The sequence below is a fragment of the Mesorhizobium japonicum MAFF 303099 genome, assembly GCF_000009625.1.
GTDB classification, from domain to species: Bacteria; Pseudomonadota; Alphaproteobacteria; order Rhizobiales; family Rhizobiaceae; genus Mesorhizobium; species Mesorhizobium japonicum.
Genome location: NC_002678.2, coordinates 362,143 through 382,209, shown reverse-complemented (window position 1 = coordinate 382,209; position 20,067 = coordinate 362,143). Strand labels below are relative to the sequence as shown.

The 20,067-nt window shown below is 61.9% G+C and carries 20 protein-coding genes; 10 read left to right on the top strand and 10 right to left on the bottom strand.

Going from position 1 to position 20,067, the window contains the following annotated elements; genetic code table 11:
• Window position 1 precedes the first annotated feature (1 nt).
• Together MAFF_RS03165 and MAFF_RS03160 are read right to left on the bottom strand one after the other, a co-directional pair.
• On the bottom strand, window positions 2-682 hold the full coding sequence (locus tag MAFF_RS03165) for a DsbA family oxidoreductase (protein WP_010909444.1): 681 nt from the start codon (window positions 680-682) through the stop codon (window positions 2-4).
• A gap of 16 nt (window positions 683-698) precedes the next feature.
• A complete protein-coding gene (locus MAFF_RS03160; RefSeq protein WP_010909443.1) occupies window positions 699-2,519 on the bottom strand; it encodes an extracellular solute-binding protein in 1,821 nt (606 codons plus the stop codon).
• A gap of 235 nt (window positions 2,520-2,754) precedes the next feature.
• Between MAFF_RS03160 and MAFF_RS03155 the strand changes: the two genes are divergently transcribed.
• The gene (locus tag MAFF_RS03155) at window positions 2,755-3,384 is read left to right on the top strand and encodes an invasion associated locus B family protein (RefSeq protein WP_032930262.1); all 630 of its coding nucleotides are present in this window, start codon (window positions 2,755-2,757) and stop codon (window positions 3,382-3,384) included.
• Window positions 3,385-3,492: 108 nt separating this feature from the next.
• Here the strand turns inward: MAFF_RS03155 and hspQ are convergent, their stop codons facing one another.
• Both hspQ and MAFF_RS03145 read right to left on the bottom strand, forming a co-directional pair.
• A complete protein-coding gene (gene hspQ / locus MAFF_RS03150) occupies window positions 3,493-3,816 on the bottom strand; it encodes a heat shock protein HspQ (protein ID WP_019858091.1) in 324 nt (107 codons plus the stop codon).
• A 148-nt stretch (window positions 3,817-3,964) separates the two neighbouring features.
• The gene (locus MAFF_RS03145) at window positions 3,965-5,179 is read right to left on the bottom strand and encodes a UbiH/UbiF family hydroxylase (RefSeq protein WP_010909440.1); all 1,215 of its coding nucleotides are present in this window, start codon (window positions 5,177-5,179) and stop codon (window positions 3,965-3,967) included.
• Window positions 5,180-5,291: 112 nt separating this feature from the next.
• Between MAFF_RS03145 and MAFF_RS03140 the strand changes: the two genes are divergently transcribed.
• The 8 genes from MAFF_RS03140 (at window position 5,292) to MAFF_RS03105 (ending at window position 13,672) form a co-directional block, all read left to right on the top strand.
• Window positions 5,292-6,179: a DUF2182 domain-containing protein gene (locus MAFF_RS03140; protein ID WP_010909438.1), complete on the top strand. Its 888-nt coding sequence runs from the start codon at window positions 5,292-5,294 to the stop codon at window positions 6,177-6,179.
• A 14-nt stretch (window positions 6,180-6,193) separates the two neighbouring features.
• The gene (locus tag MAFF_RS03135; RefSeq protein ID WP_044547618.1) at window positions 6,194-6,793 is read left to right on the top strand and encodes a DUF1326 domain-containing protein; all 600 of its coding nucleotides are present in this window, start codon (window positions 6,194-6,196) and stop codon (window positions 6,791-6,793) included.
• A gap of 23 nt (window positions 6,794-6,816) precedes the next feature.
• On the top strand, window positions 6,817-7,623 hold the full coding sequence (gene pcsA / locus MAFF_RS03130; protein WP_010909436.1) for a phosphatidylcholine synthase: 807 nt from the start codon (window positions 6,817-6,819) through the stop codon (window positions 7,621-7,623).
• Window positions 7,624-7,651: 28 nt separating this feature from the next.
• Window positions 7,652-8,629 (top strand): quinone oxidoreductase family protein, encoded by a 978-nt coding sequence (locus MAFF_RS03125; RefSeq protein WP_010909435.1) that lies wholly within the window; start codon window positions 7,652-7,654, stop codon window positions 8,627-8,629.
• Between the two features lie 299 nt (window positions 8,630-8,928).
• Entirely contained in the window at window positions 8,929-10,506 is a 1,578-nt protein-coding gene (locus tag MAFF_RS03120) for an ABC transporter ATP-binding protein (protein ID WP_010909434.1), read from the top strand.
• The gene (locus MAFF_RS03115) at window positions 10,503-11,633 is read left to right on the top strand and encodes an ABC transporter permease (protein WP_044547617.1); all 1,131 of its coding nucleotides are present in this window, start codon (window positions 10,503-10,505) and stop codon (window positions 11,631-11,633) included. Before MAFF_RS03120 ends, MAFF_RS03115 begins: the two co-directional genes overlap by 4 nt.
• Window positions 11,633-12,553, top strand: coding sequence for an ABC transporter permease (locus MAFF_RS03110; RefSeq protein ID WP_010909432.1), 921 nt, complete (start codon window positions 11,633-11,635; stop codon window positions 12,551-12,553). Before MAFF_RS03115 ends, MAFF_RS03110 begins: the two co-directional genes overlap by 1 nt.
• 51 nt (window positions 12,554-12,604) lie before the next feature.
• Window positions 12,605-13,672, top strand: a complete 1,068-nt coding sequence (locus MAFF_RS03105) for a BMP family ABC transporter substrate-binding protein (RefSeq protein ID WP_010909431.1) — start codon at window positions 12,605-12,607, stop codon at window positions 13,670-13,672.
• 76 nt (window positions 13,673-13,748) lie between these two features.
• On the opposite strand, the gene rimO is transcribed toward MAFF_RS03105, so the two are convergent.
• The 6 genes from rimO to MAFF_RS03075 form a co-directional block, all read right to left on the bottom strand.
• Window positions 13,749-15,062 carry a 30S ribosomal protein S12 methylthiotransferase RimO gene (rimO, locus tag MAFF_RS03100; protein WP_010909430.1) on the bottom strand — a complete coding sequence of 438 codons (1,314 nt, stop codon included), beginning with the start codon at window positions 15,060-15,062 and terminating at the stop codon, window positions 13,749-13,751.
• Window positions 15,063-15,228: 166 nt separating this feature from the next.
• A complete protein-coding gene (locus MAFF_RS03095) occupies window positions 15,229-15,915 on the bottom strand; it encodes a TerC family protein (protein ID WP_010909429.1) in 687 nt (228 codons plus the stop codon).
• 185 nt (window positions 15,916-16,100) lie between these two features.
• Complete coding sequence (locus tag MAFF_RS03090) at window positions 16,101-16,508, bottom strand: DUF930 domain-containing protein (RefSeq protein WP_010909428.1); 408 nt, start codon at window positions 16,506-16,508, stop codon at window positions 16,101-16,103.
• Window positions 16,509-16,564: 56 nt separating this feature from the next.
• Complete coding sequence (locus tag MAFF_RS03085; protein ID WP_010909427.1) at window positions 16,565-17,263, bottom strand: DUF2161 domain-containing phosphodiesterase; 699 nt, start codon at window positions 17,261-17,263, stop codon at window positions 16,565-16,567.
• A gap of 67 nt (window positions 17,264-17,330) precedes the next feature.
• Entirely contained in the window at window positions 17,331-18,137 is an 807-nt protein-coding gene (locus tag MAFF_RS03080; RefSeq protein WP_010909426.1) for an alpha/beta fold hydrolase, read from the bottom strand.
• A 144-nt stretch (window positions 18,138-18,281) separates the two neighbouring features.
• On the bottom strand, window positions 18,282-19,079 hold the full coding sequence (locus MAFF_RS03075) for a sterol desaturase family protein (protein WP_044547614.1): 798 nt from the start codon (window positions 19,077-19,079) through the stop codon (window positions 18,282-18,284).
• A gap of 335 nt (window positions 19,080-19,414) precedes the next feature.
• Here MAFF_RS03075 and MAFF_RS03070 point away from each other — a divergent pair, with 335 nt between their 5' ends.
• Window positions 19,415-19,648: a hypothetical protein gene (locus tag MAFF_RS03070; RefSeq protein WP_010909424.1), complete on the top strand. Its 234-nt coding sequence runs from the start codon at window positions 19,415-19,417 to the stop codon at window positions 19,646-19,648.
• Window positions 19,649-20,067: the final 419 nt, after the last annotated feature.

The following is a 20,067-nucleotide window of genomic DNA, read 5'->3' as shown; positions in this document are numbered from 1 at the left end:
CTCAGCCGACCTTGTCCAATTCGCCCCGTGCCTTCGCCGCCGCCACCTGGCGGATGGCATCCGCCAGCGTGTCGACGTCCTGAGCACCCATCACGGCATATTTGCCTTCGAGCAGGAAGCACGGCACGCCCGATATGCCCATGCGCGACGCCGTGGCGATCTCCGTGCGCACCGCTTCGACATCGGCGTCGGTCGGCAAGAGCGTGGCGACCACGGAGGCATCCATGCCGGCCTCGCGGGCGGCTTCGACCAACACGGCATGGTCGCCGATGTTGACGCCTTCCTCGAAATTCAACTGGAAGAGGCGGCGGACCAGCCTGTTCTGCACGGCTTCACCGGCAGCACCCGCCCAGCGGATCAGGCGGTGCGCATCGAGCGTGTTCGGCGCCACCTTGATGGCATCGAAGGCAAAGGAAATGCCCTCTGCCTCGCCAAGCGGCTCGATGCGGGCATGAATCTCGCGAATGCGCTCGTCGCTGCCGAACTTGGCAAGCATATACTCCCGGCGGTCCTTGCCTTGCGGCGGAATGGTCGGATCGAGCTGGAACGGTCGCCAGCGTATATGCACATCGACATCGCCGGCCGCGGCAACCGCCTTGTCCAGCCGCTTCTGGCCGATGAAGCACCAGGGGCAGACGACATCCGACACCACATCGACGGTTACGGCGTTCGCTTCGCTCATCTCGATCTCCGGACTTTCAGTTCGGTTTGCGCCACCATGTCGGCAGCTGATAACCGAATATGGGCGTCTTCTTCGGATGTTCCAGATAATTCCAGTAAGCAAGCCACTGCTGCGTGTTGTACTGCATGGGCACCATGTAGTTGCCCGAGATCAACAGCCGGTCGAGAACGCGGACGGCGGCGACGTAATCCTCCTTCGAGCGGGCGCGCAGCATCGCTTCGATCGCCGCATCGACCGCCGGATCGGCAACGCCGGCGAGATTGAACGAGCCTTCGGCCTTGGCCGCCTCGGAGCTCCAGCGTCCAAGCTGTTCGAAGCCTGGCGACAGCGAATTGTTGAAGCCGCTGGATCCGATCAGAGCCTCGAAATCGAAGCGCTGCTTGCGTGACTGGATCTGATCGCCGTCGAGGCTACGGATGCTGACATTGATGCCGATCTTCTCCAGTGTGCGCTGATAGATGCCGGCCAGCCGTTCCTCGTCTTGCGAAGCAGTCAGGATCTCGAATCCGAAAGGTTTGCCGTCGGGATCGAGCATCGTACCGTCCTGCACGTGGTAACCGATGCTTTTCAGGAGATCGAAAGCCGCCTTCAGCACTTTGCGGTCCTGCCCCGAACCGTCGGTCACGGGCGGTTTCCAGGTGCCGTCCATGACATCGGGCGGCACACGGCCGGGGTAGGGGGCGAGCAGGGCCTTTTCCCTGTCGTCGGCCGGATGGCCGAGCGCTGAAAGCTCGGAGTTCTGCCAGTAACTCATCGTGCGGGTGTATTTGCCGCCGAACAGATTCTTGTTCGCCCATTCGAAATCGTAAAGCATGCCGAGCGCGCGTCGAACCACCGGATTGGAGAACTTCGGCAGCCTCGTGTTGAACAGGAAACCGGTCACCACCGGCGGAATGCCGGTGTCGAAGGTTTCAGAAACCACCTCACCCCTGTGGAAGGCCGGGAAGTCCAGATCACGCTCCCGTTTGACCGGATCGCCGTCATCATCGATGGCGCAGAGGCCTTTCTTGAAGGCCTCGAGCTTGGCGTTGGCGTTGAGGAAATATTCGATGGTGATCTGGCCGTAATTGTCGAAGCCGCGCTTGGCCGGGACATCCTTGCCCCAATAATCGGGGTTGCGCTTGAACACGATGCGCTGGCCCGGCGCCACCTGGGCAATGGTATAAGGTCCACTGCCAATCAGCGGTTTCAGCGTTGTCTTGTCGAAAGTCTCCTTGTCGAAGGCATGTTTCGGCAGGATCGGCGTCAGCGCGATGATCATGGGTGTTTCGCGATTGGCCTTGTCATTGAAGGTGAAGCGCACGCTGTGATCACCCGTCTTTTCAAGCTTGGCGATCAGGCTCATGCGTGCGTTGTAGGGCGGGCGGCCCTTGTCGGTGAAGACATCATAGGTGAACAGCACATCCTCCGGCGTCACCGGCTCGCCATCCGACCACTTTGCATTGGGATTGAGATGGAATTCGATCGACTTGCGCTCGGAATCCATGTCCGCGCTGTCGGCGAGCAGGCCATAGAGACTGAAGGCCTCGTCGTAATTGCGCTGCATCAGCGGCTCGAAAACGAGATTGCCATAGGTCAGATCCATCATGCCGCGCGCCGTCGTGCGTAGGCTTTTCAGGATGAAAGGGTTGAGGTTGTCGAAGCTGCCGACAACACAATAGGTGATGCTGCCCCCCTTTGGCGCATCGGGATTGACGTAGTCGAAATGGGTATAGTCGGGCGGCAGTGCCGGCTCGCCCTGCATGGCGATGGCATGCTTCGGTTCCGACATGGCCGGCCGCGGCGAAAGGGTAAAAAGCGATATCGCGGTGATCAGCCAAACAAGAACGCGGCCCATGACCGTCTCCTAAACAGGTCGGCTTGATGATTCGGTGCGCACCCTAGCATGAGGCAGTCGTGTGCCGGCCAATCGTGTCATCAAGAATTACAAGTGAGCGGGGCTGGATTCGGCACCGCTTGCAGTGTAACACGCCGTCCGAAGTCATTCTGTTGCCTCATTTCGGCAACAGGTAGCTGGACCACACGGCGTAGAGAAGCCGGTTCCGGGATTATTTGAGAGGAAAGTGCACGACATGATGAGCCTGAACAGCAATGCGTACCGCCTTTCGGTCATGGCCGCGGGCGTGGTCGGCTTTCTGGGCGCAGGACTTCCCTCTGCTTCCGCGCAGCAGCAGCAACAGATTCCACAGGGCTGGTTCAAGGCCTGCACCAAGCAGGAAGACGTCGATATCTGCAACGTCCAGAACATCGTCACTGCCGGCAATGGCCAGCTCGTTACCGGTGTCAGCCTGATCGAACTCAAGGGCAAGGTGAACCGCAAGGTGTTTCAGGTGACGGTCCCGACCGGCCGCCTGGTGCCTCCCGGCATCGGCCTGCAGATCGACACCGGCAAGGCGGTAAAGCTCGACTATGTCATCTGCTTCCCGGATCGTTGCGTGGCCGAAGTGCCGCTGACCGACCAGCTCGTCGCCTCGTTCAAGAAGGGTCAGGGGATCACGCTGACCTCGATCAATTTCCAGAACCAGGCCAATCCGATCAAGATCGCGCTCCAGGGCTTCAGCGGCGCCTATGACGGCCCGCCGCTGCAGCAGTCGGACATCGAGGACCGGCAGAAGAAGCTCCAGGACTTCGTCGCCAAGAACAACCAGGACTTCGCCAAGAAGCTCAAGGATGAGCAGGACAAGGCCAAGACTGCCAACTGATCACCGGCTTGGTCATTCTCGGGTCAAAGAAAAAGCGGGGTCATGCCCCGCTTTTTTCGTGCCTGGCCTTGGCCTGGATTTCCTGACCGACGACCAGAATGCCGAAGGTCAGTGCCTGGACTGACGTTTCGGCTCGTAACGCCCGTCCGGCCTCTTGTCGAACATCTCCTTGATCTGCGGGTGGCGGACCGGCTCGCCTGACCGATCCTCGAGGAGATTCTGCTCCGACACATAAGCGATGTATTCGGTTTCCGAATTCTCGGCGAGCAGATGGTAGAACGGCTGATCCTTGCGTGGCCGCACATCGGCGGGAATGGCTTCATACCATTCGTCGGTGTTGGCGAATTGCGGATCGACGTCGAAAATGATGCCTCGAAACGGAAACAGCCGGTGGCGAACCACCTGTCCGATCGCGAATTTAGCCGTTTTCATCGTACTCACCACTGAATTCCTTGACTTTATTTGGCGCAGACTCCGAGTCAATTCAATCCCGAAGCGTTTAAGCGCCTTCAAGCTACGCAGAATGCGGCGCAAAGGTTTTGATTGATGTCGCGATGTCGCGATAAAATCCGCAAGATCGCTACTGCCGCCGCATGGGTTTTCGTAGGCCGCCTGCGAGTGCTGCAAAACCACTGCCGGGACGAAGGCCTTCGCGCATGAAGAAGGCGCGCAGCGGTGCAAAGCCGCCGAGCACGCCGAGACCGGCGCCGCGTGCCATCTGCGCCGGCAGCATATCGGAGAGCAGCGACAGGTTGAGCAGGTTGACTGCGCTGCTGCGCGCCAGAATATCGGGCCGGCGCTTGAAATCGTAGGCGGCAAGGGCCTTGGCCGCGCCTGGATCTCCACCGTTTTCTTTTGCAATTCCAACCAGATCGTCGATATCCCTGATGCCAAGGTTGAGGCCTTGCGCACCGATCGGCGGGAACACATGCGCGGCTTCGCCGACAAGCGCCACCCTGTCTCGCGCGAAGCGCAGGGGCGTCACGGTCGAAAGCGGGTAGATCTGGCGGCCCGGCTCTACCGTCACCCGACCCAGCATCGATTGCATTTGCTGCTCGACCCGCAGCGAGAGCGTTGCGTCATCCAGTGCGGCAAGCTCCTTGGCGGTCTCGGGCTTCACCACCCAGACGAGGCTTGAGCGATTGCCAGGCAACGGAACCTGTGTGAACGGACCGGTTTCTGTGTGGAACTCGGTCGAGGTGAAGGCATGCTCGCTTCTATGGCCGAAATTAAGCACGAGCGCGGCCTGCGGATAGGCGTGCGAACCGGTCGAAATGCCCGCCGCCTCACGCGCAGGCGACTGGCGTCCATCGGCGGCGACCGCCAGTGACGCGCCAACCTCGCTGCCGTCGGCGAGAACGGCATGAGCCCGATCGGCATCGAGATGCCAGGTCTTCACCATCGACCTGCGCCATTCGATCCCGGGATGGGCGGCCACCTTGTCGGCAAGCGCCGGGCCAAAGACGCTGTTGGGCAGGTTCAGCCCGAACTGGTCCTCATCGATCTCGCTTGCGCGGAAGGTAACGACGGGGCTGCGGATCAGCCGGCTGGTCGCGTCGACGATGCGCATGACTTTCAAGGGAGCGGCCTTGGGCCTGATGGCTTCGAGGACGTCGAGCCGCTCAAGCACTTTCAGGGCAGGGTTCATCAGCGCAGTGGTGCGGCCATCGGGGGCTGACGCCTCAGGCCCGACCAGCGTCACCGGGAAGCCGGCATCGGCGAAAGCCAGCGCCGCGATCAGCCCCGCCGGACCGGTTCCGGCAATCAGTATTCGCGCTGTTTCCTGATGCTCCAAGATCGGTTTCCGGCTTGCGATGCGAGGCGGGCCACCAGACCTGCCAATCGAGAAGCATATAGGTCAGTTCATGCGGATTGATCAACGCGGCGATTCGGCTCATTCGGGTATCATGACCGGCCACCAGGACGATTTCAGCCATCTCGACCGCGCCGGCCGCGCCACGGCTGATGTTGCGCGCAACCCACGTTTGACGGTCAATATCGTCGTCGGCGCCAGCATTCTGCTCGCCTGGTCGTCGCTGGCCACGATGGCGATTCGCGGTGCCGAGGCCCGGGGCAGCGCGCCTGGCGACGCACTCCTGCGTGGCCTGCCGCAATTGCCGCTGCCCGATTTCCTGGAGCCGTTCTTCGCGCTCTGCCTGTCGCCGGCGCCACTGGATGCAAGCATCGTCCCGCGTGCCCTGGCGCTGATCCTGATGTGGTTCCTGATGGCCATCGCCGCGATGCTGCCATCCGCGGCACCGATGATCCGCACCTATTGCGAGATCGCCGATACGGCCCGGATCAAGGGCGAGCCGGTCGTCCATCCGCTGGTGCTGGTTGCCGGCTATCTCGGTGTCTGGCTCGCCGCCTCGATGCTGTTCACGGCCCTGACGCTCTGCGTGCATGCATTCGCCGCATCCGGCGAAATCTACGATCCGCTGCTTGGTGTTGCCGGGGCGCTCGCACTGCTGGTGGCAGGCCTCTACCAGTTTAGCGGCCTCAAGGAGGCCTGCCTGAAGAAATGCCGCAACCCGTTCTCGATCCTGTTTTCGAACTGGAGCGCCAAACCCGTCCGCGTCTTCCGGCTCGGTGCGGCGCAAGGCATCTGGTGCCTCGGCTGCTGCTGGGCGCTGATGCTGGTGATGTTCGCCGTCGGCGTGATGAACATCTTCTGGATGGCGCTGATCGGCCTGTTCACCCTGATTGAAAAACAGACGCCGGGCCGTCTTCCAACCCGGCTGGCCGGTGCGATACTGCTTGTCTGGGCAGCCGCGCTGCTAGTAGTCTCGCTGTGAGTGGGGGAAGTTCAATGACCGATCAGGGCTGGGCAATGAAAGGAGAGCTCGTACTCTCCTGCAATTGCACGGTTTTTTGCCCTTGCGTGCTGTCGCTCGGAAATCACGCTCCGACCGAGGGCTATTGCCAGACCTGGGCTGGTTTCCGTATCGATGCCGGCCATTTCGGCGAGGTCGACCTGTCCGGCCTCAACCTTGGGCTGATCATGGAAATCCCCGGTTACATGAGCCGCGGCAACTGGACTGCTGGCCTCTTCATCGACAAACGCGCCTCGATCTACGCGGTAAAGGCCTTGACGAAGATTTTCACCGGCAAGGCCGGCGGAACCACATCGCTGCTGTCGATCCTGGTCGGAAAATTCCTGCCGATCACCTATGAGACACGAGACAAGATGCGTATCTTCCAGATACCGAAGATCATCGATGGCGCGGTCACGCCAATCGCGGGCAAGGATCGCGAGAAGGATACGGTGATCACCAATTCGGAATACTGGATTGCACCGGAGATCATCGTGGCGAGGTCTGACAAGAGCAAGATGCGAGCCTTTGGCCGCAACTGGAATTTTGCCGGCCGCTCGGCCGAAATCTGCAAGCTGGATTGGCGAGGCCCGTGAGCAAGAACACATCGGCCAGGAACATGGCGGCACGGAAAGCCGCCAAGAAGCTCACGGACCGGATTCCGCGACCGAAGAAGAAGGTCACCTGGCCGCAGGCGAGGGCGTTCTCCGTCCATCTGCTGACGGCGTCGGGCTCGTTCCTTGCCTTCCTGTCGCTGGTGGCGGCGAGCGAGGAACGCTGGACGGCAATGTTCTGGTGGCTTGGACTGGCGCTGTTCGTCGACGGCATCGACGGGCCTATCGCCAGGAAGCTCGAGGTCAAGGAAATCCTGCCGACCTGGTCGGGCGAGCTCCTCGACAACATCATCGACTACGTGACCTATGTGCTGATTCCGGCCTTCGCGCTCTACCAGCGCGGCTTCATGGGCGAGGGCCTGTCGTTCTTGTCCGCGGCGATCATCGTCGTCTCCAGCGCGATCTACTATGCCGACACCGGCATGAAGACGAAGGAGAATTTCTTCAAGGGATTCCCGGTGGTCTGGAACATGGTGGTGTTCACGCTGTTCGTCATTGAGCCGGGACAATGGGTGTCGTTCGCGGTGGTGGTGGTGGCCGGTATCCTGACGTTCGTCCCGATCAATTTCATTCATCCGGTGCGGGTCGTGCGGCTGCGGCCCTTCAATCTCACAATGACCCTTTTGTGGTGTGCTTTCGGCGCGCTTGCCCTTGCGCAGGCGGCGCTTGCCGCCTTCTACGATCAGATCGGTGTGCTGGGCGCACAGGTCAGCACCTTCATCAAGATCGGCATCACCATTACCGGGCTTTACCTGGCCTGCATCGGTGGCATCATGCAGTTCTTTCCAAATCTCGGCGCCAAAAAGGCCTGACCAGCCTCTCCCATAGGAATCCCAGTCCATGTCCAAAGCAATCCGCATCCACGCCCATGGCGGCCCGGAAGTTCTGACCTATGAGGACGCCGATCCCGGCCAACCGGGTTCCGGGCAGATCCTGGTCAGGCATACGGCGATCGGCCTCAACTTCATCGATGTCTATCATCGCTCAGGCCTTTATCCGCCGCCCGGGGGCTTTCCGCTCATTCCGGGCAGCGAAGCCGCCGGCGTGGTGCGGGAGGTCGGTGAGGGCGTCGACTGGCTGAAGCCAGGCGACCGGATCGCCTATTCGACGAATGTCGGTGCCTATGCCGAGCAACGCGTCATCGCCGCCGGCCTCGTGGTCAAGATTCCCGATGGCATCAGCGACGAGCAGGCGGCCGCGATGATGCTGAAAGGCATGACCGCCGAATATTTGCTTCGCCGGACCTTCAAGGTGAAGGCGGGTGACACCATCCTGTTCCATGCCGCGGCCGGCGGCGTTGGCCTCATTCTGGGTCAGTGGGCGAAACATCTCGGCGCAACCGTCATCGGCACTGCAAGCTCCACCGACAAGATCGAGCTCGCCAAGGCGCACGGTTTCGACCATGTCATCAACTACAGGGAGCAGGATTTCGTCGCCGGCGTCGCCGCCATCACCGGCGGCAAAAAATGCGATGTCGTCTACGATTCGGTGGGCAATGACACATTCCCGGCCTCGCTCGATTGCTTGAAGCCGCTCGGCATGTTCGTCAGCTTCGGCCAGTCGTCGGGACCGATCCCGCCCTTCTCGATGTCATTGCTGGCACAGAAGGGCTCGCTGTTCGCCACAAGGCCGACGCTGTTCGTCTACAACGCAAAACGCGAGGACCTCGACGCCTCCGCGGCCGCGCTGTTCGACGTGGTGCTCAGCGGCGCCGTCAAGATCCAGATCAACCAGCGCTATGCGCTGAAGGATGCAGGCAAGGCACATGCCGACCTCGAGGGGCGCAGGACGACAGGGACGACCATTCTCATCCCTTAGAGACTGTCTGGAAACTCTGCCCTGGCAGCCATCTGATGGCGTTTTCTGCGCTTCCCCGTTCTACTGCGTCGCAGTAGAACTGAGCTCACGGACCCAAATGTCCGCTGCGCTCGGGTTCTCGAAACCACCACCATATGACTCGCCAGAGCGAATTACAGTCCCCTAGTCCCGCCGGGCTTGCTATCCCTTGAATTTCCGCTGAAATTCTTGAAGCTCTTTCAAGACGCGTGCCGCTTTCCGTTGAGAGCCGGCGGCGCCTACCATACTTGCGGGAACACAGAACATATCTGGTGAACCAGATGGGAGGCACTGTGAGTGCAAATCATGATGGGGCGAACCTGCTCGAGGTTCGTGGCCTGACCAAGATATTCGGCACGTTGACTGCGTGCGACCATATCGATCTCAACATCGCCAAAGGTGAAATCCACGCGCTGCTCGGCGAGAACGGCGCCGGCAAGTCGACGCTGGTCAAGATGCTGTTCGGCTCGCTGGAGCCCAATTCCGGCGAGATTTTCTGGAACGGCCAGGCGGTGCGGATCACCAGCCCGGGTGCCGCCAAGAAGCTCGGCATCGGCATGGTGTTCCAGCATTTTTCGCTGTTCGAGGCGCTGACCGCGGCCGAGAACATCGCGCTGTCGCTCGATGACGGCTCGCCGATCAGCAGCATCGCGGCAAAGGCGAGGGCGCTTTCCTACAGTTACGGCCTGCCGCTCGATCCGGACTCGCTGGTCGGCGACCTGTCGGTCGGTGAGCGCCAGCGCATCGAGATCATCCGCTGCCTGCTGCAGACGCCGCAACTCATCATCCTTGACGAGCCGACCTCGGTGCTGACGCCGCAGGAAGCAGACAAGCTGTTCGAGACGCTGGAGCGGCTGCGCGCGGAAGGCAAATCGATCCTCTACATTTCGCACCGGCTGGAAGAGGTCAAACGCATCTGCGACCGCGCCACCGTGTTGCGGCATGGCAAGGTGGTCGGCCATTGCAACCCGCGCGAGGAGACAGCCGCCTCGCTCGCGCGCATGATGGTCGGCAACGAGGTGCAGGCCGTGGTGCGTGCACCCGTCGAAGGGATCGAGACCGCGCAGCCGCTGCTTGAAATCCGTAGCCTCACTCGCAAGCCGGCGACGCCGTTCTCCATTCCGCTCAAGGCCATCAGCCTCAACGTCCGCGCCGGCGAGGTGATCGGCATTGCCGGTGTCGCCGGCAACGGCCAGGGCGAGTTCTTCGAATCCGTCTCCGGCGAAGTGTTGCAGCAGGACGCCGCCTCGGTGCGCATCCGCGGCAAGGATGCCGGTGGGCTGACCATCACCGGACGGCGCCTGCTGGGGGCCGCCTTCGTGCCGGAAGAGCGCCTCGGCCATGGTGCCGCACCGCGCATGAAACTTTCGGAAAACCTTTTGCTGTCGCGCCATGCCACGGACGGCAAGGCGTTTGTCGGCACCGGTGGAATGGTCAAGAGCGGCGCCATTTACGCGGCCTCGCAACGCATCATCGAGGCGATGGACGTGCGCAAGAGCGCGCCGGATCCGGAAGCGGCAGCACTTTCGGGCGGAAACCTGCAGAAATTCATCGTCGGCCGCGAACTCGACCGCCGGCCCAGCGTCATGGTGGTGAACCAGCCGACTTGGGGCGTCGACGCCGGCGCCGCAGCCCACATCCGCCAAGCGCTGATCGAACTGTCGCGGAGCGGATCGGCGGTGCTGGTGATCAGCCAGGACCTCGACGAGCTGTTCGAGATTTCGGACGCGATCGCGGTCATGCACAACGGCGAACTGTCCAAGCCGATGCCGATCGCCGAAGCAACCTTCGAGAAGGTCGGCCTGCTGATGGGCGGCGCCGAGCCCGGCCACGCCGAACATACGCTGGAGACGGCATGATGCGCCTCGAACTCGTCAAACGCCCGCAGCGCTCCGCGCTGTTTTCGGCCCTGTCGCCGTTCATCGCCTTCGCGCTGACGATCATCGCCGGCGCGGTTCTGTTCGCGCTGCTCGGTGTCAATCCGCTGACCGCGTTCCGGATCTACTTCATCGAACCGATCAGCCAGGTCTGGCAACTGCATGAGCTGGCGATCAAGGCGGCACCGCTGATCCTGATCGCGGTCGGCCTCTCGGTCTGCTACAAAGCCAACATCTGGAACATCGGCGCCGAGGGCCAGTTTATTTTCGGCGCCATCTTCGGCTCCGCCATTCCGGTGCTGTTCCCGCAATTCGAAGGGCCGCTGGTGCTGCCGCTGATGCTTTTGCTCGGCATGGTCGGCGGCGCCGCCTATGCGGCGATACCCGCCTTTCTGAAGACCCGCTTCAACACCAACGAGATCTTGACCAGCCTGATGCTGGTCTATGTCGCGCAGCTCTTCCTCGACTGGCTGGTGCGCGGTCCCTGGCGCGATCCGCAGGGCCACGGTTTCCCGCAGACGATCCAGTTCGGCGACTCCGCCGTGCTGCCGGAATTGATGCCGGACGCCGGACGTGCCAATTGGGGCTTTGTGTTTGCGCTGGTTGCCGCGGTGCTGATCTGGATCCTGATGGGACGCATGCTGAAGGGCTTCGAGGTGCGGGTGCTGGGTTCCAGCCCGCGGGCCGGGCGCTTCGCCGGTTTCGGCCTCAGCCGCATGGTGTTCTTCGCCTTCCTGCTGTCGGGCGCGCTGGCCGGACTTGCCGGCATTTCGGAAGTCTCCGGCGCCATCGGACAGTTGCAGCCGGTTATTTCTCCCGGCTACGGCTTCACCGCCATCATCGTGGCGTTCCTCGGCCGCCTCAATCCGCTCGGCATCATCGCCGCGGGCCTGGTCCTGGCGCTGACCTATCTCGGCGGCGAGGCGGTGCAAAGCGCTCTCGGCATTTCCGACAAGGTGGCGCGGGTGTTCCAGGGCATGCTTTTGTTCTTCGTGCTCGGCTGCGACACGCTCATCCACTACCGCATCCGCCTGATCGGCATGGCGCTGACGAAACAGGAAGGCACGGCGAAGCTGGACGCCGCGCCGAAGTTGAAGGAAGCCCGCTGATGGACATCACCGTCAACATCCTCTTGACCATCGCAACGGCCGCAACGCCGCTTTTGATCGCGGCGATCGGCGAACTGGTGGTCGAGCGCTCCGGCGTGCTCAATCTCGGCGTCGAGGGCATGATGATCATGGGCGCGGTCGGCGGCTTCGGGGCCGGCTACCTGACCGGCTCGCCCTGGATCGGCCTATTGGCGGCGATCGCCATGGGGGCGTTGTTCTCGCTGCTGTTCGCCGTCATGACTCTGTCGCTGGCCACCAACCAAGTGGCGACCGGCCTGTCGCTGACGCTGCTCGGCCTCGGCCTCTCCGGCATGATCGGCACGAGCTTCGTCGGCCAGCCCGGCGTCAGGCTGCCCAATCTCGACATTCCCGGCCTGAGCTCCATCCCGGTTGTCGGCAAGCTGCTGTTCGGCCAGGATCCGGTGTTCTACATCTCGATCGTGCTGACCGCCGCCGTCATGTGGTTCCTGTTCAAGACGCGAACCGGACTGACGCTGCGCTCGATCGGCGACAGCCACACCTCGGCGCATGCGCTCGGCATCAAGGTCATCCGCTACCGCTATTTGGCGGTGATCTTCGGTGGCGCCTGCGCCGGTCTCGCCGGCGGCCATCTGTCGCTGGTCTACACGCCGCAATGGGTCGAGAACATGACCGCGGGCCGCGGCTGGATCGCCTTGGCGCTCGTCGTGTTTGCGTCGTGGCGGCCGTGGCGGGTGCTGGCCGGCGCCTACATCTTCGGCGCGGTGTGGATCGGCCAGCTTCATGCACAGGCTTTTGGCATTCCGGTGCCCTCGCAGATGCTTTCTTCTCTGCCCTATCTGGCAACCGTCGTGGTTCTCGTTCTAATCTCGCGCAACAAGCGTCTGACGATGATGAACACGCCGGCATCCCTGGGGCAGCCATTCGTTCCGGATCGTTGACAAAAACAAAAAGACGGGAAGCTCCAAGGCTTAACACAGAGAGGTAACACGATGAAAAAACTGCTTATTGCCCTGATGACGACGACAGCGGCATTGTCGCTGGCCGCGTCCGCAGAGGCTGCCGACAAGTTGAAGGCCTGCTGGGTCTATACCGGCCCGATCGGCGATTTCGGCTACTCCTACCAGCACGACCAGGGCCGGCTCGAAGTCGAGAAGGCGCTCGGCGACAAGGTCGAGACCGCCTATCTGGAGAACGTCTCCGAAGGTCCCGATGCCGACCGTGCTTTCGAGCGCCTGGCGCGCGAAGGCTGCAAGATCATCTTCGGGACGTCGTTCGGCTTCATGGACGCCGAGGTGAAGGTCGCCAAGAAATTCCCGAAAGTGATGTTCGAGCACGCCACCGGCTACAAGACGGGTGACAATCTCGGCATCTACAATGCCCGCTTCTATGAAGGCCGCTACGTACTCGGCCAGATTGCCGCCAAGGAATCGAAGTCCGGCGTCGCCGGTTACATCGTGTCCTTCCCGATCCCGGAAGTGGTAATGGGCATCAACTCCTTCATGCTCGGCGCGCAGTCGATCAATCCGAACTTCAAGGCCAAGATCGTCTGGGTCAACTCATGGTTCGATCCGGGCAAGGAAGCCGACGCCGCCAAGGCGCTGTTCGACCAGGGCGCCGACATCATCGTCCAGCACACCGACTCGACCGCCGCCCTGCAGGTCGCCGAGGAGCGCAAGCTGCATGGCTTCGGCCAGTCGTCCGACATGATCAAGTTCGCGCCGAATGCGCAGCTGACCTCGCTGACCGACGAATGGGGCCCGTACTACATCAGCCGGGTACAGGCAGCCATCGACGGCACCTGGAAGCCGGACAATGTCTGGCTCGGCATCAAGGACGGCGCGGTCAAGCTCGCGCCCTACACCAACATGCCCGACGACGTGAAGGCTCTGGCCGAGGCGACCGAGAAGAAAATCGCCGGCGGCTGGAACCCCTTTACCGGACCGATCGCCAAGCAGGACGGCACACCGTGGCTGAAGGACGGTGAAGTCGCCGATGACGGCACGCTGCTCGGCATGAATTTCTACGTGAAGGGCGTCGACGACAAGCTGCCGCAGTAAGCGGAGCATCACATTTCGAATGAAAAGGGCGCCGCGAGGCGCCCTTTTCATTTGCCGGGAGAAAGTGACGGAACGCTCAGACGGCCGAACCGTAGAGGTCGTAGGCGTCGGCTCGCTCGATCTTGACGGTGACGATGTCACCGGCACGCATCGGGCGGCGCGACTGGATGTGGACCGAGCCGTCGATCTCGGGCGCATCGTATTTGGTGCGGCCCTTGGCCGAAGTGCCATGCGCTTCGTCGATCAGCACCGGCAGGCGCTTGCCGACCTTTTTCGCCAGCTGCGTCGCGGAAATCTTCTGCTGGCGCTGCATGAAGCGGTGCCAGCGCGCTTCCTTGACGTCCTGCGGCACCTGCTCGAGGCCGAGGTCGTTGGAACGGGCGCCTTTGACCGGCTCGTATTTGAAGCAGCCGGCACGGTCGATTTTTGCCTCATCCAGCCAGTCGAGCAGCATCTCGAAATCCTCGTCTGTCTCGCCGGGGAAGCCGACGATGAAGGTCGAGCGGATGGCGAGGTCAGGGCACACGTCGCGCCAGCCGCGAATGCGCTCCAGCGTCTTTTCGCCATGCGCCGGCCGGCGCATGTTCTTCAGCACCTGCGGCGAGGCGTGCTGGAACGGGATGTCGAGATAGGGAAGGATCTTGCCCTCGGCCATCAGCGGGATGACGTCGGCGACATGCGGGTAGGGGTAGACATAGTGCATCCGCACCCAGATGCCGAGCTTGCCCAATTCCTCCGACAGATCGAGGAATTTCGCGCGCACTTCACGGTCGCCGAACATAGAGGTCTGGTACTTGATGTCGATGCCGTAGGCGCTGGTGTCCTGCGAGATGACGAGCAGTTCCTTGACGCCGGCCTTGGCCAGTTTTTCGGCTTCGCGCAGCACATCGGCCGCCGGGCGCGAAACGAGATCGCCGCGAAGTGCGGGAATGATGCAGAAGGTGCAGCGGTTGTTGCAGCCTTCCGAGATCTTGAGATAGGCATAGTGGCGCGGCGTCAGCTTGACGCCCTGCGGCGGCAGCAGATCGATATAGGGATCGTGCGAGGGCGGGGCCGCCTCATGCACGGCTGCCATGACGCTCTCATAAGCCTGTGGTCCGGTGATCGCCAACACATTGGGGTGCTTTTCGCGGATCACGTCCGGCTCGGCGCCGAGGCAGCCGGTGACGATGACTCTGCCGTTTTCCGAAAGCGCGGAACCGATGGCGTTGAGCGACTCGTCGCGGGCGGAGTCCAGGAAACCGCAGGTGTTGACCACGACAAGATCGGCGCCGTCATGCTTGCGGGCGATCTCATAGCCTTCGGCGCGCAGGCGCGTGATGATGCGCTCGGAATCCACGAGCGCCTTCGGGCATCCAAGGCTGACGAAACTGACGCGAGGGGCGGACATAGGCAAGTTTCCAATGGGGGCACACGGGCCGAAACGCTGGTCCGGCCTCAAATCGCTGTAAATGTCGGTCTGTAGCGCTTGGCAGGAGCCAATACGCGCGGCGCAATAGCATGGGTTGCGCAATCAAGCAAACCGGCCGACAGGCTGGTCCGCGCCATCGGGCGGCTCAGTGGCCTCCGGATCCGAACCAGGGCGCCAGGAAGGCGAAGTGCTCGGGGAATTGCTGTACGGCCCCGTCAAGCAGCATCTTGACCGCGACATAAAGGATGATTGCCAGGCCGATATAGGCAATCCAGCGGTATTTGTGCAGCAGACGCGCGACAAACGACGCGGCAAAACCCATCAAGGCGATCGACAGGGCCAGTCCGATGACCAGCACGGTCGGATGGTTCATGGCAGCACCTGCCACGGCCAGGACATTGTCCAGCGACATCGACACGTCGGCAATGACGATCTGCCAGGCGGCCTGCGAGAAGGTCTTGCCGGATCCCTTGCCGCCGACGACGCCGTCCTTGTCGAAGTCGCCATTCGACAGCGCTTCGGTCGCGTCGCGCTCCTCATCGTGGCTGACGCGCAATTCGCGCCACATCTTCCAGCACACCCACAGCAGAAGCAGGCCACCGGCGATCAGCAGCATGGGGCCGATGGTCAGCAGCCATTGCGTGATCAGGGCGAAGAAAATGCGAAGCACGGTGGCGGCCGCGATGCCGACCAGAATGGCGCGCTTGCGCTGGGCGGCCGGCAGGCCGGCCGCGGCGAGGCCGATGACGATGGCGTTGTCACCCGCGAGCGCAAGATCGATAGCGATGACCTGAAAAAGAGCCGATATGCCCGCGGCGGTAAATATTTCCATCGACCTGGAAGCCCTTCGCCGAGTGTTCGTTGTCGATTGTCCAGACGGGCCTAAAGGCATGGTCCGCTGGCGTCAAGGCGCCGCGACAGACAACACTGGAAAACCAATTTCGTGGCAGGGGTATACCAGGAGATTCTCAGCCGCCGCCGGCTGGTGAGCCGAAGCCGAACCAACCCCGCGAAAAACTAATCGTAGAGATTGTACTTCGCCCAGTCGGCTTCCGGAATTTCGTCGCCGATCCGGTAGCGCAGCTGCAGGACGTCCATATGGTCCGGCCCGGTCTGGCATTTGAATTTCAGCCGATACCACTGTCCCTTGCTGCGGAACGCCGCACCCGGACTCCTGATCGCATCGGCGCTCATCTCGGGCGTCGCGAAGGCGTAGGCGACGACCCGGTCGGCCTTGAACTTGCGATCATCGTGGGTGATCCGGTCCAGGACTTCGGCATCGCAGCGCTGCTCGAGGCGTGTTTGCGGATCAAGTTTCATCAGCCCGGCACGCAAAGCATTGTCCATCGCGCTGGCCGGGAAAGCCAGCGTCAGGGACGCAATGGCCATCATGCAGAGTGTCTTCATGGGCGGGACAAGCAGCATGTTTTGTCTGAGAAATCAACCAAGAGGGGCGCGCCATGCCCGCCAAGGCCCGGCATTCAGGGGGTCGACGCAATCAAAATCTCGTGTCGGACCTCATCATGCGGTGTCTGCGGCCAACGGACCAGCGAGGCGCGGCCGGCATCGGTGAGATCGTAGAGGCCGCGGTCGACGCGCGCGAACCAACCATAGACATTGTGCTGCAGGATTTTCGGCGCGATCGGCGTCAAGGCCTTCAGATCGCGCGGTCGTTTGGGACCGTCCGCCATCGCAGCCGCACAGGTGAGGGCACTTTGGCGATAGGCGGTCATGATCGGATTGCGCGATCCTCCACCGGCGACAGGATCGCCGCGGCGGCGCTGGTGCTCGTCGACAAGGCGGGAGCGCCGCCGTGCATTCCTGCGCGGCTCCGGCGCGGCGGGACTGACAAGCACTTCGACCTTGTCGTTGGCTGTCACGCCAAGCACGCCGAAGCCAAGCCGGCGGCAGAGATTGCGGAACCGGGCGTCGCTTTCGCGTCCCTTGCCCCGCGCCGACATGCGCGCCGCCAGCCAGACCTCGTCGCAAGCGGTCGCTCGGTCGACGCCTTGCAGCACCAATTCCAGATTGAACTGCAGCTTCAGCTCGCAGATGACGACCACCGGCGGCTCGCCCCCGCGTAGCGCGACGATGTCACAGCCGCCGATCTCGCCCTTCACAACAAAGTCGAGACTTTCGAGGAACCGCTTCACCGGTGCATAGAGTGAGGTCTCGTTCATACCTCAAGGCTTAGCCGATTCGACGCGAAAAAGCCTTCCGGCTTCAGGGGGGCCGCGCACCCGGCATTCAGGAATGAATGTTTTCGAGGAAGGCCAGCAGAACGCTGTTGAACTGCCCAGGCCGTTGCAGCGGCGCGAAATGGCTGACACCAGGCAGGGTGATCAATTCCGAACCCGGGATGCTGCTGGCCAGATAGCTCGCATGCTCGTGTCTGATGAACTCGTCATGCTCGCTTTGAACGATCGCCACGGGCACACGCGTCCGCGCCAGGTCGGTGGCGGTGTAGTTGGGTTCGGTCTTCATCATCAGGCCGACGTCTTTGACGAATGCGTCGAACTGGTCCGGCGTCGCCGACAATTCGGCATAGTCCTTGGCGTGCCGGGCAAAACAGCGATCGATGACGGGACTGGGCTCGAATTCCCTGGCACCGCTCGGATCCATGTTGCAGCCGAAGAAGAACACACCGGTGACGCGGTCGGGGGCTTTCATGCCAAGGATCAGGGCAACGCAGGCGCCATCGCTCCAACCCACCATAGCCGCCTTCTTCAAGCGCAGCGCGTCCATCACGGCCAGGACATCGGAAGCCATCAGTTCATATTTGTACGGCCGTTCGTCGCGGCTGCTGCGCCCGTGGCCGCGACTGTCGATCACCACGACCTGGTAGCCGGCCTTGAGCAGCGCGGGGACCTGAAATCCCCAATTGCCGCTATGGCCGAGGCCGCCATGCAACAGGATCACGGGAAGGCCGGCGCCAAAGGTGGCGTACCAGATTTTTGCGCCCTCATGTTCCACCTGGCCTTCGTCTCTTGTGGCCGGAAGGGGTGTCGCGCCACGCGCTTCGAATTTCGCGAGGTCGTCGTCGTGATGGTCCATGCCGGGAAAGCCTCGAGGCGAACGCGCAGGACCTACAATTATTGCTGGCATCAGCCAAAGCCAACCCGCGATAGAACGTCTGCTGCCACCTGGCGACACCGCCAGTTTGGAGCGACAAAAGTCTTGCGCCGTCGGTGTCAGCCGTCAGGCTTTGGTGCTCGGCACTGGACGGTTCGATCGCTTCTCGCCCGACAGGAGCGGATAGCTGACCTGCCCGAAATAGCTGGAGGGGATCGGATCATCGACGCCGTATTTTTCCGGCACCTTGTCGCCGGTGGCATTGTAGGTGCCGAACACCATGTCGAGGACAGGCAATTGCCCGGCGAAGTTCTTGTCATAGGCCTCGCGCTGGTTGGCATGGTGCCAGCGATGGAACTGCGGGCTGGCGATCAGCCACTTCAAGGGGCCGAACGGTATCCGCACGTTCGAATGAACAAGCAGCGTGTGCCAGAAGTAGATGACTGAAAAGACGGCGATGGAGGCTTCGGAGAAGCCGAGGAAAAAGATCGGCGTCAGCGACAATGCCTTTGTGAGGATGGCGTCGAACGGGTGGGAGTGGAAAGCACCGAGCCAGTCCAGCTCCTCGATGCCGTGGTGCACCGCATGAAATTTCCAAAGCGCAGGGATTGTGTGGAAGGCCCGGTGTGCCCAGTAGACGCCGATATCGGTGATCAGGATGATTTCGGGAACCTGCAGCCAGACCGGCTGGCCGCCGACGGCCTGCGTGATCGATTGCGGAACGAGCATCGCGGCGGCTTCGAGTGTGTTGGCCGCGATCAGAACGATGACCACTTTTACGATAAGCCCATTGAACAGCACATAGATCAGATCAACACCCAGACCCTTGCGCAGGGCCTTCTGGGGCCGTTCGTGGAAAAGATGTTCGAACGGAATGAAGATCAGCGCGCAGATCAACAGCCCCTTGATGCCAAATATATCCATTCGCCCGCCTCTATTGCCGCCTCTGGCCAGCACCGCTCGCGCCTCAGCTTCCGGAGAGAACCACATTTCTCCTTTCCAAAGGCTTGATGCCGGTGTCCGAGCCACACGCGTGGCCGAGCCATGGAATTGAGGCGCTGACCAGAGTGTCACATCCGTGTCGCAACCCGGGGATATGTGGACAAGGCGCGGTCGATGAGCGCAGCGCGCGCCGCGCGTCCTCCCAGGACTAACCCCTCCGGTTCCCTGCCGGTGGGGTTTTCTATTTCATAGACCATCTTGGCAGTCGCCAACTGTCCTTGCTATCGTGGTCTACGGATCAGCACAGGACACCCGCCATGGACGCAAGTGAAATGAGTGCGATCGGCGACACCCTCATGAGGATCGTCACGCCCGACATGTCGCCCAAGCAACTTGTCAAGGCAGCCCAGAAAGCGCACCCCAAGGCCTCGAAGAAGGACATAGCCAGGGCAGCCTTCTTTTCGATCATCGCAAATGCCGATCAGGACATCGGCAAGGCCAAGAACCTGCAGGCATTCGCCATCGCTGAGCGTACCCAGCCGTCGGATTGAGCAATCGCCTGGCGCCATCGGAACAAAGACAACGGCTATCTGGTTTCAGGTGACGGAGGAACCGATGCCAAATCAAGCCAAAGAGCCAGGGCCGGCGCCCGACCCGACTAAGACGCCTGTCGATGACGAAGCAGCCCCGGAGCCTAAACATATCGATCCGCCACCACGAGACGTGCGAGAGGCGCCGGTACCAAATCCAAACGGCGACAAGACGTGACCGCCAGCCCGCTGCCTCACGGGGCGGGTCTTTTTCCCTACGCCGCTTCAAGACTTAGAAAGAAAATACAAGCAAATCAATGGCATATGGCGGATGGAGCTATTACGATCAAGTGCGCGCGGCCGCCACAATCTCGGCCGACATGAGCGATCCAGAAGGCGGCTGGTTCCAGATCCGCTTCAACAACGATACGCAGCGGATT